The organism is Alistipes putredinis DSM 17216, assembly GCF_000154465.1.
Lineage (GTDB): Bacteria > Bacteroidota > Bacteroidia > Bacteroidales > Rikenellaceae > Alistipes > Alistipes putredinis.
This window is the reverse complement of sequence record NZ_DS499577.1, coordinates 762,125-779,748: the sequence shown is the minus strand read 5'-3', so window position 1 is coordinate 779,748 and position 17,624 is coordinate 762,125. Positions and strand designations below refer to the sequence as shown.

The window sequence follows — 17,624 nt, the reverse complement described above, 5'->3', positions numbered from 1 at the left end:
AGTGAATTTATAGTTTTCAAATAAAAATTCCCGACCGTTAAGCCGAGAATTTGTGTTTGTCTACTGAAAGCAAAGGAAAACCGCATTTTTTCGGCCCTCTTTCCCTATTCTTTAAGATACGACGCAATTTAACTCCAAACTAATTGCTATCTATTTTTAATTCTATCTCATTCATCGTTTGATAAAATTGAATCAACTTTTTCAAAGGGTTTATGATAAGCCCCCCTCCCTCTTGTCAAAGTCGGTTCTTTTTCTTCACCCACCAATCAGTAAGGCAAATATGGGGAGTAAGTAGGGTTTCATAATTAGTGACCATTATAAGCAATATATGGGATTATTTCTTCTGTTAAAGTTGATAGTGGCAGATTTGTCCCAATTAACATTTCAATCAGACATTTTTGGATAGTCTTACTATTAGTGGTAACGATTTTTTTATAAAATTGAGGTCGGTGATCGAATCCTACTCCGACATTTCCTCCGATTCCGAGCAAATCCAAATAAGGACTTGTTCCCCCTTTATGTAATAACCCCAATCGCAAAACCCGAAGACGCTCTTGGGTGTAATCGGAGTAATATCTTTTATGATGAAAATATATCTTCTCCACTATTTCTCCTCCTGTCATTCCAGTACCTACAAGTAATCCATCTTTATTTGAACAAAACTTTTTCGATGTTTGAGTTATCGTCAAAATTCCAGACTGCAAAAGTTGCCCAAAATCTAATTTTGGGAAAGCCCTTCTATAAGCAGAGCCTCCCCAATTTCTTTTAAGCGTAGATTCAATTGATGTTATTTTGTTCAAGCATAACAAGCACTCCGCACATTTAAGAACAAGCTCTTCAGTATACCTAAATATCATTTGCAAGGAGACTTGTGGGTTCTTATGGTGCAGTTGCTCTGGGTCGATTGTTATGATAAAATCGAATGAAGAAGAAACATACATTATTTCATCTAATGCGAGTTTTACCAATTCTGTCCCTTCCAATTCTAACGGTAAAATCGCAATAAGCCCTTTAATGCGATTGTCCATATTGTTTAGGATTAGTGGAAATGTAGAGGGAAAGGCATCATCGCCTAATTTACATACAAATAATATTAAATCTTGCTGCTCATTAGGTATATTTATATTATCGTTAGGTAATGCGTATTGACTTTTATCTGCAATGCATTGTGTATCCTTCAAAGCACATGTTTCCTCTTCCTTTTTCGAAAACAGCTGATGTATAAAATTTCTCAATCCCATATATTTAGTAGATAGCATTTCATTGGTCATGTTGTGTGTATATAGATGGTGACGCATTTTGCAAAATTCTCTCTTATATAGCCCTTTGAAATTATGTCACCTAATCTGCTTCTGTTCTTCCCATCTCCTTATGAACTCCTCTGCATCCGTATAATAATTGATGTCATTCTTGGGCAATTTCTTAAACACCTCTGCGGACTTTTGCATCATCTGAATAGCATTCTCCAAATCTCCTACACGTTCGTATAAATGCGCTTTTTCCTTATAGGTCATTGCTGTCATTTGGCAGACCTTTCCATATTCCTGTTCTGCATATTTCAGCATATTATCGTATAGGTGCTGTGCATTGTCTACTTGTCCTGCATCTATATAATCAGAGATTAGAGTGAACATCATTTCCTCTTTCATTGTAGGATTGGAATATTGCCGAGCGACTGAATCTGCCTGCGCTTTCTTTACAAAGTTTTTCAGCACACTATCGCCGCCTACTGTTCCCACGTTGAAATTCAGAACGACATCATTCAGCATTTCATCATAGGTCGGTTCTGGTCGGGAATCTCCACACGACACAATCAGTAGGGTAAGTAAAGGTATTAAGTAGTTTTTCATATTATTATCGCGTGGATAGTCTGACCAACTTTTTCAAAAGGTCTATATTAAGACCCTCTGACAAAGTCGGTCCTAAATTATTTTTTCTGTAAAATCAGAAACCAGCCGATCTTTTCATTCGTCGGGTCAGGTAGTTGTAAAGCAATGCCTACATCCTTTTGATTGATAAGTGCCTGATGCCAGTAAACATCTGCCGAATGTTCGCCCGCATGATATAGCCCCATGACACGATGCCGCCATGCAAACCACGTGCGTTGAACATAGTGTAGTTGCCATTCCAAATCAGCTAACTGTTGCAGGACTGGTAATGATGATTTAGCCGTTAAGCGGAAATCTCCGTTATCGTTCGTTTGTAGGGTTAAGCGTTCGCCACGCTGGGGAACATCATGCACCGTAAGAGAATCCGCATGAATAGCAGATTTCGGGCGAATCTGCCAATCGACTAATTCGTATTCTCCATTGAGCAATTCCAACCGCTCTTTTTTCGATATGGAGTTAGCCCAAAGATATGCCCCACACCCTACAATCAACAGGGAGAAGATGCCTATTAGATATTTTTTCATGTACTTGTCGTTATTCCCTTTCGTAGTAGATGATTACCATTTTCTCTTTGGATTTAGACGGATATGATGGATTTCTGTTATTTTGAAAAGGATTGGATGATTGATATGAATTTCTAACAAAATTAGGATTCTCCTCAAATTTGGAAAGTCCTTTAAATGGTGTGCTTTCTATCCGCTTTGTTTCTGCATCAAAAACTTTTTGAAACCTATCCCATGATTTCTTACTTTCTATATTCCTAATCGAATCTTGTTTAGCAAGCATTTGATTAAAACGCTGTAAGTCTTTGACTGTTTGACTATATCCTGTTGTAAATAATATTGTAAAAGCAGATGCAATGATTAGTTTTTTCATAATTTTAAAAGGTATTTTTATGATAGAGGTTTATTGTTCGTGTGTTAGTATTTTAGAATTTACAAGGTTTGTCGAGAAAATCTCGAAGTAAATATGCAATGATTATGACAGCTGCAACGGCTCCAAGGAGTGCTAAAAAGTCTATCATGATTCTGAAATATTTAGTTGTTTAACAATATAATTCGTGAATATTATCGTCATTTCTTTTTCTTATATTAGAAAATGGCAAACCACAAAATTCTTTTGTCATATTAAGCACCATTATTAGACTGGGGCTTAATTGTCCAATGGAAAGTCCGAGAATATTATCATTGACATCAATAAAAACCTTTAAATCTTGAAATAATTTATTCCCATTAAACATAAATCCATCACATGATTTAATACGCGATTTATCAATGTGGATCATATCTAATGGTTTAACAGGAGCAATCACCTTAATTGCGCTTATTCCATTACTCTCTAACCAATGCTTTAGTTTGGAATAAAAGACATCTTTTTTCATCATATACTATTCATTTTGCCATTCCAACCCACAAACAGCGGTTAGTAGTAAAAAGAAAGCGCAGGGTTGTACGCTTATTTATGATGTTAGGCTCTGGTAAGCCCTGCGATAAAATAAGCAACAACCCCACGCTCGTATCCAATAGGATATGGCGGGAGATTAGGTCTGCTTATTCTCATCGCAATTAAATTTACCAGATTCAACATCGAGAATAAACTTACGCTTCCGTAGTTCGTATGTTCCACAAATTTAGGAAACATTTTCGGAAAAATGCATAGCCCTAACTCCTTTTCGGGGTTGTTGCCCTTATTTTTGATTCTATGGTGCTGGCATAGCCTTATTTATTTAGTCATTACATAAAAACAGACCTTGCAGTCGGTTGTCAGTCCGTCTGCAAAGTCTGCCGTTCGTGTCATTCGCTCCAATCGTTGTACTCGTCGGTCGGATAGAAATCGGGAAAGAGGTCGTGAAAATGGAATGCGAAAAACGCCATATCGGTACACATCGTCTGGCGAAAGCATGTGCCCATTGCAAAATCTTCGTCGTAAACATTGTAGTCTACACATCCGAACGCGATGCTTTGACGACCGATTTTCTTCTCGCCCTCTGTAAAGCCGATGTAATAATAGGATTTTTGTCCTGTCCTGCGGTTGAATCGTCGGTTGAAAAGAATCGAATCCTTTTCAATCGTGTAGGCAAGATGATTACGCTCCAATAGCCGCCGAACGGATTGCATCGACAACTCTACATTCTTGACTGTCCCCATTTTTTGAATGTTTTGATTTATGATATAGTCGGGACAGGATGGGGAACCCGTTTTGAAGCGTAATAATCTATTCGTGCTACATGGTTTTCGTGCCTTTATTATTGTTGTTTCTGCAAAAGTAAATAATCGGATTCAGATTTGCAAGGGGAATCAGTCGATTCCCCCGCAAATTCTCTGAATTACATAATCCATGTAGATAGCCTGCCCGCTGGATTGTCTGCCCCACCAGTAGCAACCGTATTCCTCGATGATAACCTCGCCTTGCGCTTTCAGTCGTTCAGCCAGCCAAGAATCAATCAACCACCATTCCATGACATCATCCGCGAACGGATAAAGATATTCTTCGGAAATAAGGTTTGCCCGTATCATTTCCTCGATAACCGTGCTTTGATTCTTCAAAACACAATTCTGTACTACTCGTTGCGCATTCATATAATCGGTTGTTGCGAGTTCATGCGTATTAGCCATCGGTTTGCAAAATTTGTGTGGTCAGCCTGTCGTTCCTCGGCGCAATTCTCCATTCCGTTTTCTGTCGGGTACGCACTATGCGATTCAATGCGGAGAGTTTTGTTGCAGTAATAGTACGGGATAAATTGCTTTGTACTTGTGTCAAATGCAAAATTCATTTCTGTATTCTGCGCAAGTTTACCTTTAGATTCGTAATATTCTACCAGCGAAATAAGGTTGTACTTTCCATTGCGCCCAATCATTGCGGCACGTAAGCGTGTGTAAACTCCGTTTCCGTGGTCGATTCTGTAAGCCCGCACGGTTAACAAGGCTTTCAGAATCTCTGTCGCCCTTTCATTTAATGTTTTCATGGTCTGTAAAGTTTAGAGTTATTCCCCATTACTTGTAAAAAGATAACTCCATTCATAACCAACTAAAAAGGGCGGCATATCTCCATGTAAGAATAGTTTTCCGATTCTATATAATGCAGATAATTTGATTCTGTTATATGGTTTCGGACGCAGATAGAGGCGGTTTGTTTTATGTGGAATCCTATTAAATGGTAAGTAAAAAATTCGGTTTCCCATCTGAAAAGGGGGAGGGGTGAAAAATAGGGATTGTCCGCTCGGTCGGGGTATATGTACCGAAAAACTCCGACCGACTTTTCAGCCAATCGGAGTTGCGCTATTATTCCGCAGCAATCTTTTTCCTCGCAACGAGTTTATCCCTTATGATGGTGTAGCACTCGGTGTTCTTGCCGTCGATGTTCTTGTAGCCTTTCGCGGTATCGAATCATTGGGCAATATCCGTCGCTTTTGCTCTGCGCTCAACCCCCAAATCGTCGTATATGGTCTGTAATCTCTCTTTAATGATTTTAGAGGGTATCGCCTTTCCGTGGGGTAAATCGGCATTTATCCGTTTGACGATTTTATATGCGAGTTCGTCCGCCGAACATTTAATCAGTTCGCGCCGTATCTGCGTCTGATTGTATTTGAGTTCCCGCACCCGTTCTGTCCCCAATATCTCAAAGGCTTGTTTTACCAACGGGTTCCGCCGCTCGATAAGCGATAATGCGAACACGTCCGTCGAAAAAGGATTCGTGTCGGACGCTTTGAGTTCGGCGTATCGGTCGAACAACTCCTTAAACGGTATCTTGGCTTTGGCGTTCTTTTCCAACTTGGTCAGTCGGATGTCATGCCGTTCGGCAGTTGTTATCTTGTTGTCGTTACGCTCGTATTCCGTAATAAGGTTACGGCTGTCGGCATAAATCTCGGCATAGTTGCGGAAATTCAGCAGTTCCAATTTGATTCGGTTGCGGTCTATGGTCATTGTATCGGTATTGATGTATTTGTTATTGGTGTAAATCTGGTTGCGTAAATCTTCATCCGCCGTCGCATATCATTTCACGAAGCGTTCGGCCTTGTCCAATTCTTTTTCCGTTGCGGCTTTGAATTGCGGATAGGTGATGCCCTCGGCGTATCGTACCGTCGAGAAGATGTGCGTTATCTCTTTGTAATGCGTATCTCGTATGCGTCCTGCAATCTGCCGTATCGTCGCCGAAACGTCCAGCAGGTGATGTCGTGCCGTGCCGTCGCTCACGACGTATATTTTGCCCTGCTTATCGTAAATGTCGCACCCCTCGAAAGCCGTCGAGGTGTAGAAATTGATTTTGCGCACCGCTTTGTCGGGAATCCCTATCGAATAATCTCCGCCTAATTTCTCGCGGTTTATCTGCTCGGATGTCCCGCTTGTCGAACAGACGATTTTCACCTCGTCGGGCGACAGTCGGGCATGATGCAACACCCGCCCGATAAAATCGACGCTGTTTACAAAGAAATGCAGGTTATAGGACACGCCATGCGTTACGGCGTTGTGGCAAAGATTTACGACCGATGCCAACGGACTGTTTTCATGCCACAACCGCACCTGCATCGGCGGTTCGCTGGGTCAGACAATCCGCGTTGTCGGCAAGGTCTGCAATTCATCCAGCAGAAATTCCCGCTCGATGGGTGTCGCGGACATATAAGTCGCGCGGCTGAATTTGGGCATTTCGGCAAGCAATCCCGTAACGGCTCGGTGTCGAAATGAATAGTCGAACAGCAGGCGGTGATATTCGTCTACCAACAGCAGGGCTTTGGCGTATATCTCCGCTCCTGCAACCTCTGCGACACGCGGAATCGCATCATAGGTGGCCATGATTTTTCAGCGGTCGTGCGTTTTCAGATAGTCGGCTATCTCTTGGTTGCTAACACCGCCGTAAACCCCCAGCAGGTCGGCGTGTTCGGGCAGTTTGTTCTTGATAAGGTTCACCGTCGGAACGGCAATTAAAGTCGATATGCGGTTCTCGATGGCAAGTGTCGTTGCACCGCATCCCGTCTTGCCCTTATTAAAGATGCAGTTTTCGGGTAATTTGTTGTCGAGTTCGGGAATTTGCTGAACGTGGAGTGCGTCCGAAGGTGCGGTAATGATTGAATTCATAAGTAAAGAGTAAGGAAAAAATTACGCCGCATATTTTTTGTGCGGGTAACATCTTTATTAGTAAATTTAATTTCCGACACACTTTTTATGCGGCCGCATTTTTTCGGTGTGGGAATCTATTTTTATAAGGAGAATTGATTTCCGACACAAAAAATATGCGAGCAGGGCACAAAAGCAAGGGACACCGAAAATGCCCCTTACATGACCTTACCCTTACTTGTCGGATTTTCCTCTCTCGTATTATAAAGATAGCACCTTTTTTATTGGGAACAAAAGTCGGACAGCAATTAATCCGAACATTTTTATCTATGTCTTAGATGGCCTTATAGGGCTGTTTACGGGGTGGCGGAGTGTGTTCGACGGGGAAATTAATGTGCAAAAAGTAGTATTAGCGGGTATTTTACATAGTCCGTTGTTCTAAAACACCTTTCGTGTCATGTAATTCAGTACTATTAGCGGTTCGGTACATGGCGCGGCTGTTCTGAAATTCCTTTCGAACACGTGTTTTAAGTGCTAATAGCGGTTTTTGCATGGTAAATAAGTGCGATGTACACGTAAAAAGCCGTAAATTTGGGTGTAAAACGCTATTTTATGAATGAGAAAGAAGCCGATGCCATCCGTAAGAGTATGTATGAATCCTTACTGATGGATGAAAACGATAAGATTGTGCATTGGGATTTCGACCCGATGCGCCGAGAGTTGCGCGAGTATGTCGATATTGCCTGCGGATGCGATGAACAGACGTATGGAATCCGCACGCCGCAATTCGAATATCGCTACTGTACGGGGAAGATTAAGATGCCCTTTGCCAAGTCGGATTATCTTGCTAACGACGATATAATCGCTACGGTTATGGGATTGGGGCTGGATGTCGAGAAATTCTGGTTTGTGCTGGTCTTTATTTACGATTATGTCGAAACCTCGTTTAAGAACTGCGGCCTTGTGAAACCCGCGTCTTTGGATAAGGCGGTGCAAAATCTGTTCAAAGAGTTAGGCGAGGATTTCGCGGACGATGATATTGAAATAACCCTTAAAAAGAACCGAAAGAAAGTCGAGGTTCTGCCCGTTATAAAGCGTGGGATTTTGGACTGGTTGCGGGAAACCTATGAACGGGAATGCAAAGGCAGGAAGATTCAGTATTACGGGATTGACACGGGCAATTTCGACCAAACCTATCCGAGTACGTCGTATCGGATTTATCGGACTGTGGAGATGTATCGGGATATGCTGAACACTTTATTGGGGGATAACCGCCCGAAGCAACCCGATAAGAGTGTTTCGTTGAATCGGCTGTTGCTGATTTCGCGTATCTGTTACCTCTACAAATTTACCTATAACGACAGTTTTTTGTATAGCGACGATTCGTTAAAAGGAATAATTAAGTCCTGCAAGGGGCGCATGCCTGCAACTTATTCCGCTGTTTATCTGTAATTTGCAAAGGGAGAGTAAAAACGCCCTTTATTTCACTCCCCGTGTTTGGGGTGCGAAAAGTCAAATCTTTGTAGTGTCGAAAGGGATAAACCCGACGACCTGCAAACGCTTGGGCAAGGGATGCAGCATAATTTAAGCCCCTCTGTAAAAGGAGTATTTAAGATTATGGCTAATGCTATTATGAATGGTCAGAGCAATGTAAAGGAAATTAACGCGGCAAACGCCGCAACCGCTACGCCTGCTCCCGTTGCTGAACAGAAAGAACAGCAGACTGCGCAGACCGCGCGCCGCCGCCGTTCGACTACGCCCCCGATGTGGCGGGTAATGACGCAGGCGCGGCCCGTTTTCGATGTCCAACTGAAAAAGGATAACGAAATTAAATTGGCCTGCATCAACAAATTTATGAATGCGGCTTACTCGGATGCAAACAAGTTTTGGGCTGATTTCATGGAGCAGGTAAATATCCTGCTTGACAGCCGCAGGTATTGCCGCGAGTGTGAAATCTTGGGCTTGAAGCCTGAATATGTCGCGGAACATATTGTGTTCCTCGGTAGTGCCACGATGAAAAAGGTGCTGAAAGACGGTGTATCCCGTACATTAGGGGCTGATGTGCAACTTTACGGGAAACGCTTCTCGCACGAAGATGCGGACAGATTTCTGTCGGAAGATATAAAACGGCTTCCCGAACAAACGACGGTCGCCTAATTTCAGCCTGCTGTCATTAGAATTAAAAAAAAGGACACTCCGTATATTCGTCGGAGTGCCCTTTTTCGTTCACAATAGATTCTGCATTGCCGCGTCGATTTGGCTGTTCTCAAAGCTATCCAAGTAAATCTGTGTCGTGGATAAATCGGAATGACCGAGCGATTCGGAAATGATTGCAATATTCACTCCTGACCGCTTCAAAACCGTGGCGAACGTGTGCCGAGCGACATAGGTAGTCAGCTCGATTTTCAGCCCCAATAATCGGCTCCACTCGTGCAGGGCCTTGTTCACGTGTTTCAGCACCTTGCGCACTCGGTCGTAAATCTGTTGCTCGGTCTTGTGTATGCGGCGGTCGAGTATCGGGAAAATATAATCTTCGTCCGCATGGTCGGATTTGGCGTATTTGCCGATAATCGCTTTCGACTGTTCCGAGAGGTGGCAGGTCATCTCCTTGCTGGTTTTGTGGCGGGCATAGTAGATTCTTTCCTCGTCCATATCGCAGTAACGCAGGGTGGCGATGTCCTTGAAATTGATGCCTGCCGAGAGATAGGAAAACAGGAAAATGTCCCGTGCGAAATCCAGATAGGCCGAACCGTCGGCGGGTATCTCCGCCTGCATCAGCCGTTGCACATCCTCCTTGCGGATGGCACGTTTGCGGGTGGCTGTCCACAACCGTCCGATTTTGAATTGCAGAAACGGACTGTGCGGCGTGGTGAAAATTCCCTCGGCAAGAGCCTTGTTATAGACGGCTTTCAGAACGCTGAATTTCGTGGCTATCGAATTGCTCTTGTTACCCTTTTTCATTAGGAACAGTTCGAAATCACGCAGGTAGCCGACCGTAATTTCGTCGAAACGGATATTGGTCGAGCGGAATTGTTGCAGGAGTGAGAACGTGACCTTGTGTTTCGACGCCGAGCCGATTTTACCCACCGATTCCAACTGTGTAATCGTGCGGCGGAAATATTCGGCTATCGTGCAATAGACCCTCCGTCCGTCGGTTTCCAGAACGTTATCCAGCGTTACGGGAACCTCCAACGCTTCGAGCCGTTTGATGCGCTTGTCGTATTTCTCGATTTGCTCGTAAATCCGTAGCTGAACGGCGGGATTTTGGGTTTTAAGCGTTTGGGTGTCGAAATCCCAATCATCGGCGGGGATATTGATTCCCGTACTTACATAGCGGCTGCGGCGATTGACGGTAAAACGCAGGTAGATGTTCGTGGTGCGGTTTTGATTGATGCGGTCTTTTCTGCAAATGGCATTGATGCTGACATTCATAATGTTGCGGCATTATGCAGACAGGCGCGGGCGGTGTTCTACCGCCGTAAAACATGGTTAAACAAATGGTAAAACAATCTTCGGAAAACGGCGCGAAAAAGGCATTACGGAGCGTTTCATTTCGCACCCGCAAAAAGAAAAACGAGCGATAATCCATTGATTATCACTCGTTTGCCTTGAGCGGAAAACGGGACTCGGACCCGCGACCTCAACCTTGGCAAGGTTGTGCTCTACCAACTGAGCTATTTCCGCATTAGTGGTATTTCGGAGTGCAAATATAAACGGTTTTTTTTATTCCTCAAAATTTTTGCCCGGAAATTTACGAGACAAAAATCAAAAAAACTGTCATACAACCCTTCAGAACCGGTTTTTAATGCTAAATCCGACTATCTGACAACAGAAAGCTATTCCGCCACCACTCCCCAGCCGCCGCCTAACGCCTTATAGAGCTGCACCAAAGCGAGGTGTTCGTCCCGTACGGCGTTGCTCAAACCGATCTGGGCATCGAAATACCGGCGCTGGGCATCCAGCACGTCGATATAATTGATACTGCCGCCCCGGTACTGCAAATTGGCCAGTTCGACGTATTTGCGGGCAGCATCGCGCAGAGCGACCTTCAACGCGGCCGTTTTGCGGACGTTACGGTAAGTGACTACCGCATCGTTGGCTTCCTTGAAAACCTCCAGCACCTTCTTCTCGTACCCCAGCCGGGCTACGTCGTATGCCGCCAATGCCGCACGATATTTGGCCTGCTTGCGTCCGAAGCCGAAGACCGGAGCGGCGATCGCAGCGGCCACATACGAGAACGGGGAGCGAAAGAAACCCTGCAACGCATCGTTCTCCCAACCGCCTACCAGATTGAAGGTCAGCCGGGGAAAACGATCTGCATAGGCCATCCCCGCCGAAGCCATCGCCGAACGCAACTGTTGTTCGGAAGCCCGTACGTCGGGACGCCGCTGCAACAGTCCCGAAGGCAGACCGACAGGCAGACTGTCCGGAAACTCGGCTTCGATATTCATTTGACCGCGCAACACCTCCCAGTCAGGAGATTTTCCCATAAGCAATGCAATACTGTTTTCCATAATTTCGATCCTGCTCTCCAGATCCGGAATCAGGGTCGCCGTCGAAGCGTATTCCACTTTGGCCTGCTGGTAAACGGTTTCGGAGGTAAGACCGCCCTCGAACCGCAACTGCGCCTGCTGCACACCCTCGCTGCGCGTTCGGAGCGTACGACGCACGATGGAAAGCTCGTTATCCAAAGCCATCAACTGAAAATAGGCCGTCGCAACTTCCGCGACGAGAGTCATACGCATCGCACGCCAATCCTCGACCGAAGAGAGATACTCCGCCCCGCCCTTGCGCTTGGCCCAGCGCAGGTTTCCCCAAAGGTCCAGCTCCCAACTGACGGAGAGCTTGGCACTGAACTCCGGATCACGGCTCGACTCCTCGTCGGCATAATCGTTCGTTTCGTAATCAGCCAGCCCTTTGGCCGAAAAATTCGGCAAACGCTCGGCCTTGCTTATCCGATACAACTGCCGCATCTGCTCCACACGAGCCGCCGCCGCAAGCATATCCTTGTTATTTTCCAAGGTCAGCTCGATGACCCGGCGCAACGTCGAATCCCCGTAAAACTGCCACCAGCTCAGATCGGCGATGGTCAGCGAATCGGTATAGCCCGAAGCGATCTGCCCGGGCATCTCCACCTCGGGGGCCTGACAGTGCCGCACAGCCGAACAGGAAGAGAATCCGACGGTCAGTGCAGCCAAAATGACAAATATCGCAACTCGTTTCATCGTTTCTTCAGTTTTGCTTTAATCCGGTAAATCCACACGAAGAAGAAGGGCACGAAGACGATGCCGACAGAGATAGCTACCAGCATACCGAAAAAGACGCCCGTACCGATACCCTGACGGCTCGCCGACCCCGGACCCGATGCGAACACCAGCGGCAGCAGGCCGAGGATGAACGCCAGCGAGGTCATCACGATCGGGCGGAAACGCAGGTGTGCGGCCTTGAGTGCCGCCGACACCACGTCGCGGCCTTTTTCCACCTCCTCCTTGGCAAACTCTACGATCAAAATGGCATTCTTGGCCACCAGACCTACGAGCATCACCAGGCCGATCTGAAAATAGATGTTGTTTTCCAAACCGCAAACCCAGATACCCAGATAGGCACCGATTCCGGCTACGGGCAGCGAGAGAATGACCGCGACGGGCACCGACCAGCTCTCGTACTGGGCGGCGAGGAAGAGGAAGACGAACAGGAAAGCCAGCGCCAGCACAAGACCCGTCTGTCCACTCACATGCTTCTCCTGGTAAGAAAGGCCGCTCCACTCGACGCCCACCGACGCAGGCAATTTCTCACGCACGATATTTTCCAGCTCGTCCATCGCCTGTCCCGAACTGTATCCGTGAGCCGCTTCGCCCGTGATGGTCGCAGCGTTGAACATATTGAAACGCTTGATCGTACCGGCACCCGTCGTATAGTGCGTTGTACCGAGCGACGTGACGGGAATCATCGCCCCGTCGGCACCCCGTACGAAGAAGAGGTTCAGGTTGTCGCGGTAAGCCCGATAAGGCGCGTCGGCCTGAATATATACACGGTATATACGGTTGAACATATTGAAGTCATTGACGTAGATCGAACCCGTGAACGCTTTCATCGTAGAGAAGATGTCGGACATCGAAACCCCGACCAACTGCGCTTTGTCGCGGTCCACGTCGAAATAAAGCTGCGGAATATCGGCTTGCATCGAAGAGGCCAGCCCCGTAAACTCGGGCCGCTGCTCGGCATAGTGCATCAACGTATCCACCGCCCGCTGCAGATCGGCATAGCCGGCATCCCCGCGAGCTTCGAGCACCATTTCGAAACCGCCCGAGGTTCCCAGACCGGGAATGACGGCAGGCGTCGAAAGATAGACCTTGCTTTCGGGATAACGCGACAACTCGTCGCGCACACGTTTCATCACTTCGCTGATATCCTCCGATTCCCGCTCCTTCCAGGACTTGAGGATCACTGTCAGTTGGCTGCGGGCCTGGTTGCTGCCCACACGAGGACTCGAACCCGTCACGTTGAGTACATACTCCACATCGGGATCCTGCATCAGAAAGGCCATCGCCCGGTCGGTCACCGTACGCGTACGCTCGATGGTCGCCCCTTCCGGAAGTTCCAGTTCGACGGTGAAATACCCCTGATCCTCCTGCGGCATGAAACTCTCGGGCACGAGTTTATTCATCAACCAGATACCGATGAGTACCACGCCGAAGGCGGCGAACATACGGCGCGAATGGGCGAGCGCCCGGCCGATCATACGGCCGTAGAGCTTATTGCCTTTCGCAAGACCGAAATTGATATACCGGAAAAACCGTTTCTTCCGGCCGCCTCTGTCGGGCTTCAACAGGTAGGCGCACATCACGGGGCTGAGCGTCAGCGCCACGACCGTAGAGATGATTACCGATACGGCGATCGTAATGGTAAACTGGCGATAGAGCTGCCCCGTAATGCCCGAAAGGAAGCTCACCGGGACGAACACGGCGCACAGCACCAGCGACATGGCGATCAACGCTCCGCTCAGGCTCCGCATTGCCTTCTTGGTCGCTTCGTAGGGCGAAAGCCCCTCCTCGTTCATGATGCGATCGACGTTTTCGACCACGACGATCGCGTCATCGACCACGATACCGATGGCAAGAATCAGACCCAGCAGGGTCAGCATATTGAGCGAGAAGCCGAACACGAGCATCACGCCGAAGGTACCGATGAGCGAGATCGGCACGGCCACGATCGGAATGAGCGTCGCCCGCCAGCTCTGCAACGAAAGGAATACCACCAGAATCACCAGCAGCAACGCTTCGAAAAGCGTCTGATAGACGTGATGGATCGATTCGGAAATGTAGGTAGTCATATCGAAAGGAATCTCGTAAGAGATACCCTCCGGAAAATTGCGGCTGATCTCCTCCATCTGGGCCTTCACCGCCTCGGCCACCTCCATTGCATTGGCTCCCGGAAGCATCTTGATCTCCAGCACGGCGGCATTACCGCCGTTGATACCGCTTTCGGTATTGTAGGACGACGCTTCGAGCGAAATGCGCGCCACGTCTTTCAGGCGGATGATCGAACCGTCGGGATTGGCCCGGATGACGATATCTTCGAACTGGCTGACCGACGACAAACGTCCCTGCGCCGTAATGGGGATCGTCACGTCGAGGCCCGTCATCGGAGCCTGCCCCAGCACGCCGGCCGCCGACTCGCGGTTCTGATCCTTCAACGCGGATTGCAGATCCTTGACCGTCAGCCCCAGGTCGGCCAGCTTGTCGGGCTGCACCCAGATCTGCATGGCGTAGTAGCGGCTGCCGACGTTCGAAATACTGCCCACGCCGGGAATACGGCGCAGCAGGTCCAGCACGTTGAGCGTGGCGTAATTACTCAAATATATTTCGTCGAACTTGGGGTCGGACGAGAGCAGCGTGATGGTCATCAGTTTGCTGGCGGCCTGTTTCTCGACCGAAATACCGTTCTGCACCACCTCGGCCGGCAGGCGTGCCTCGGCCTTCTTCAGGCGGTTCTGGACATCCACGGCCGCCAGATCGGGATCGACCGAAATATCGAAGGTGACGGTCGCGGAGAAACCGCCCGAGTTGGAGCTCGACGACTCCATATAGATCATGCCGGGCGTACCGTTCAGCTCCTGCTCGATGGGGGTAGCAACGGCCTGTGTCACGGTCTGCGCGTCGGCACCGGGATAGGACGCCGAAACACGCACCACAGGCGGTACGATCTGCGGATACTGATCGACGGGCAGCAGCGCGAGGCCGATGGCGCCGACGATGACGATGATGATGGAAAGTACCGTGGAAAAGACCGGCCGGTCGATGAAAAAGTCGGCTTTCATGGGCTACTCCTCCTCTGGATTCGCCTCCTCTTCACGAGGAGCCACGGGTTCGACCTTCATGCCGTGCGTCAGCTTGTGATAGCCTTCGACGACGATATTTTCATACGAGGCAAGTCCTCGTTCGACGATGAAGTTATTGCCCGTTTCCGGACCCGTTTCCACGAAACGCTTCTCCACGATGCTGTCCCGGCGCACGACGAAGACATAGGCGCCGCCCTTCTCGATAATCAGGGCCTTCTTGGGAACCACGACCGCCCGTTCGAGCACGTCGAGCAGCAGTTTGACCTTAGTGAACTGTCCGGGGAGCAGGATATGGTCGGGATTGGGCATCTCGGCCCGCACGGAGAAGGTACCCGTCTGGGGATCGACCTGCGGATCGGCGAAATCGACCAGTCCCCGATAGGGATACTGCGCCCCGTCGGCCAACGTGACCGTAATATAGGGGTCCCACTTGCGGGTCGAATCCTTATGGCCCAGATTGACGTTACGGGCCTTGCTACGCAGGTAATCCAGCGCGGTCATACTGAAATCGACCCGCACCGTATCGCTCTTTACCACGGTGGCCAGCAGCGACTTGCCGCCAGGACCGACGAGCGTACCGATATCGGCGTTCCGCTCGGAAATGTAACCCGAAATGGGCGACTGCACGGTCGTGTAGCCGAGTATCATTTCAGCCTGCGTAAGGTCGGCTTCGCTCACCACCACGTCCGCCACAGCGCTCTCGTAGGAGGCGATGGCGTTATCCAGGTCGAGCTGACTGGCGGCATTCTGCTCATACAGCGGACGAATACGGTTCAGGTCGCGCTCGGCCTTCAGAGCCTGGGCCCGGGCTTTGTTCAACTGCGCCTTGGCCTTGTTCGCACGGGCGCGATAGACCGTCGGGTCGATGATGAAAAGCGTCTGGCCCTTCTTGATATAGGTTCCCTCGGCAAAGAGCATCTTCTCCAGATAACCTTCGACGCGGGCCCGGATCTCGACGAATTGCTGGGCCCGGATACGGCCCACGTACTCGCCATAGATGCTGACATCTTCGACCTGCACCGGTTCGACGGCCACCACCGGCAGTGCGGCGGCCTGCGGCCGGGGACGCAGCAACACGACGAGCAGAACGACCAGCACCACGACGGCACAGCCGATGAAGATCCAGTGCTTACGAGTCAGTTTCACCCGAATACGAGGTGTTTTGGCCGCTATTTTTTTCAGTTTCTCCAAATTCAACTCTTTCAGATTCGGTTTCATTTCATAAGTAGTTTTTATCCATAAAAGGGTTAAAGGACTTTACCCAAACCCCGCGCCAATCCTGTTCTATCCGGATAAGCGAATCATACACAATATAATACGCCTGCAACAGACGAGGCCGATCCTGTGGCGTGAATCTACAAAATGTAGAATTATTCCACACCGGAGCCTACCGGCTGTGGCGTAAAAACCCCCGGTGCCCGATAATCGCCGCCAGGCGCCCCGGATGCAGGGATTTGCCCGCAACGATAAGGGTGACGGCCAACAGGATCAAGCCGATACCCGCAGCAAGCCGCGCAGTGAACAATTCACCGAAGATAGTCACGCCGATCACCACTGCCGTCAGCGGCTCCAAAGCCCCCATAACAGCGGTCGGAGTAGAACCGATGGCATGCACGGCAACGGTCATCAACACCAGCGAAACGACCGTAGGAATCAGAGCCAGCATCGCCGCCCACCCCCCCCACATCGAGGGTGTCGAGAGAAGCTGCAAAGGCTGGTCGGGACAACACAGCGAATACAACACGATCGCAGCCACGCCGAACAACAGCACGTAAAACGTAAGCTTCACCGACGACATATTCAACGAAGCACGGTTGACCACCACGATATAGAGCGCATACGAGAGCGACGAAGCCATGACCAGCACAACGCCCGCAGTATTGAGTACCGCACCGCCCTCACCCCGGTACAGCAACGCGATTCCGCACAGAGCCAGGGAAATGGAGAGGACCGTGACCAGCGAAATTCGCTCCCTGAAGAAAATCGCCATGATGACGGCCACCATGACCGGATAGACGAAAAGAAGGGTGGAGGCGATCCCCGCATCCATATAGTGAAAACTCATGAACAACGTGAGCGACGATACGGCGAACATCACTCCCAGCAATCCCAGCACGGAGAACTCCCGGCGCGTAATGCGCAGCGAAGTTTTCTGCACCAACAACAGGGCTGCCAGCAGTACGGCGGCAAGCGCATAGCGGTAAAACAGCACGGAATTGGTGTTTATTCCCGCCCGGTAGAGTGACAAAGCACCGAGGGGATTCATCCCGTAACTCACGGCGGCAACGATGCCGCAAAGGGTTCCTTTCGATTTCTCGCTCATGGATCGACAATTTCAACCGG

At 48.9% G+C, this 17,624-nt stretch carries 19 protein-coding genes and 1 tRNA gene; 2 read left to right on the top strand and 18 right to left on the bottom strand.

All coding sequences use genetic code 11. The features are described from left to right. Positions 1-305: 305 nt before the first annotated feature. From ALIPUT_RS03700 to ALIPUT_RS12985, 12 genes are all read right to left on the bottom strand, one after another. On the bottom strand, positions 306-1,271 hold the full coding sequence (locus ALIPUT_RS03700) for a hypothetical protein (RefSeq protein ID WP_004328366.1): 966 nt from the start codon (positions 1,269-1,271) through the stop codon (positions 306-308). Between the two features lie 66 nt (positions 1,272-1,337). Continuing rightward, the gene (locus ALIPUT_RS03695) at positions 1,338-1,850 is read right to left on the bottom strand and encodes a tetratricopeptide repeat protein (protein ID WP_040293176.1); all 513 of its coding nucleotides are present in this window, start codon (positions 1,848-1,850) and stop codon (positions 1,338-1,340) included. Between the two features lie 77 nt (positions 1,851-1,927). Further along, a complete protein-coding gene (locus ALIPUT_RS03690) occupies positions 1,928-2,413 on the bottom strand; it encodes a hypothetical protein (RefSeq protein ID WP_004328364.1) in 486 nt (161 codons plus the stop codon). A 10-nt stretch (positions 2,414-2,423) separates the two neighbouring features. Then, positions 2,424-2,765 (bottom strand): hypothetical protein, encoded by a 342-nt coding sequence (locus ALIPUT_RS03685; RefSeq protein WP_004328363.1) that lies wholly within the window; start codon positions 2,763-2,765, stop codon positions 2,424-2,426. 169 nt (positions 2,766-2,934) lie between these two features. Continuing rightward, positions 2,935-3,273, bottom strand: coding sequence for a hypothetical protein (locus ALIPUT_RS03680; RefSeq protein WP_004328362.1), 339 nt, complete (start codon positions 3,271-3,273; stop codon positions 2,935-2,937). A 409-nt stretch (positions 3,274-3,682) separates the two neighbouring features. After that, on the bottom strand, positions 3,683-4,036 hold the full coding sequence (locus tag ALIPUT_RS03675; RefSeq protein ID WP_004328361.1) for a hypothetical protein: 354 nt from the start codon (positions 4,034-4,036) through the stop codon (positions 3,683-3,685). A gap of 150 nt (positions 4,037-4,186) precedes the next feature. Then, a complete protein-coding gene (locus tag ALIPUT_RS03670; RefSeq protein ID WP_004328360.1) occupies positions 4,187-4,468 on the bottom strand; it encodes a hypothetical protein in 282 nt (93 codons plus the stop codon). Then, a complete protein-coding gene (locus tag ALIPUT_RS03665) occupies positions 4,465-4,854 on the bottom strand; it encodes a DUF6908 domain-containing protein (RefSeq protein WP_004328359.1) in 390 nt (129 codons plus the stop codon). The genes ALIPUT_RS03670 and ALIPUT_RS03665 overlap by 4 nt, the downstream gene beginning before the upstream one ends. A gap of 421 nt (positions 4,855-5,275) precedes the next feature. After that, positions 5,276-5,812, bottom strand: coding sequence for a hypothetical protein (locus ALIPUT_RS12060; protein ID WP_004328358.1), 537 nt, complete (start codon positions 5,810-5,812; stop codon positions 5,276-5,278). A gap of 69 nt (positions 5,813-5,881) precedes the next feature. Then, a complete protein-coding gene (locus tag ALIPUT_RS12055; protein WP_231290537.1) occupies positions 5,882-6,382 on the bottom strand; it encodes a hypothetical protein in 501 nt (166 codons plus the stop codon). Positions 6,383-6,430: 48 nt separating this feature from the next. Then, positions 6,431-6,679 carry a hypothetical protein gene (locus tag ALIPUT_RS12990; RefSeq protein ID WP_004328356.1) on the bottom strand — a complete coding sequence of 83 codons (249 nt, stop codon included), beginning with the start codon at positions 6,677-6,679 and terminating at the stop codon, positions 6,431-6,433. A 6-nt stretch (positions 6,680-6,685) separates the two neighbouring features. Further along, the gene (locus ALIPUT_RS12985; RefSeq protein WP_004328355.1) at positions 6,686-6,961 is read right to left on the bottom strand and encodes a hypothetical protein; all 276 of its coding nucleotides are present in this window, start codon (positions 6,959-6,961) and stop codon (positions 6,686-6,688) included. Between the two features lie 591 nt (positions 6,962-7,552). Here ALIPUT_RS12985 and ALIPUT_RS03645 point away from each other — a divergent pair. Continuing rightward, entirely contained in the window at positions 7,553-8,392 is an 840-nt protein-coding gene (locus ALIPUT_RS03645) for a hypothetical protein (RefSeq protein WP_004328354.1), read from the top strand. Positions 8,393-8,557: 165 nt separating this feature from the next. Then, the gene (locus tag ALIPUT_RS03640; RefSeq protein ID WP_231290536.1) at positions 8,558-9,097 is read left to right on the top strand and encodes a hypothetical protein; all 540 of its coding nucleotides are present in this window, start codon (positions 8,558-8,560) and stop codon (positions 9,095-9,097) included. Between the two features lie 69 nt (positions 9,098-9,166). Here ALIPUT_RS03640 and ALIPUT_RS03635 read toward each other — a convergent pair whose 3' ends face one another. The 6 genes from ALIPUT_RS03635 to ALIPUT_RS03610 all read right to left on the bottom strand — a co-directional run bounded on the left by ALIPUT_RS03635 (position 9,167) and on the right by ALIPUT_RS03610 (position 17,604). Continuing rightward, entirely contained in the window at positions 9,167-10,372 is a 1,206-nt protein-coding gene (locus tag ALIPUT_RS03635) for a site-specific integrase (RefSeq protein ID WP_004328352.1), read from the bottom strand. A gap of 179 nt (positions 10,373-10,551) precedes the next feature. Further along, positions 10,552-10,624 (bottom strand) — tRNA-Gly (locus ALIPUT_RS03630). Positions 10,625-10,776: 152 nt separating this feature from the next. Next, on the bottom strand, positions 10,777-12,165 hold the full coding sequence (locus tag ALIPUT_RS03625; protein ID WP_004328351.1) for an efflux transporter outer membrane subunit: 1,389 nt from the start codon (positions 12,163-12,165) through the stop codon (positions 10,777-10,779). Next, positions 12,162-15,260 carry an efflux RND transporter permease subunit gene (locus ALIPUT_RS03620; protein WP_004328350.1) on the bottom strand — a complete coding sequence of 1,033 codons (3,099 nt, stop codon included), beginning with the start codon at positions 15,258-15,260 and terminating at the stop codon, positions 12,162-12,164. Before ALIPUT_RS03620 ends, ALIPUT_RS03625 begins: the two co-directional genes overlap by 4 nt. A 3-nt stretch (positions 15,261-15,263) precedes the next feature. Continuing rightward, on the bottom strand, positions 15,264-16,499 hold the full coding sequence (locus ALIPUT_RS03615; RefSeq protein WP_004328349.1) for an efflux RND transporter periplasmic adaptor subunit: 1,236 nt from the start codon (positions 16,497-16,499) through the stop codon (positions 15,264-15,266). Between the two features lie 169 nt (positions 16,500-16,668). Beyond that, positions 16,669-17,604, bottom strand: coding sequence for a DMT family transporter (locus ALIPUT_RS03610; RefSeq protein ID WP_004328348.1), 936 nt, complete (start codon positions 17,602-17,604; stop codon positions 16,669-16,671). Positions 17,605-17,624 lie beyond the last annotated feature (20 nt).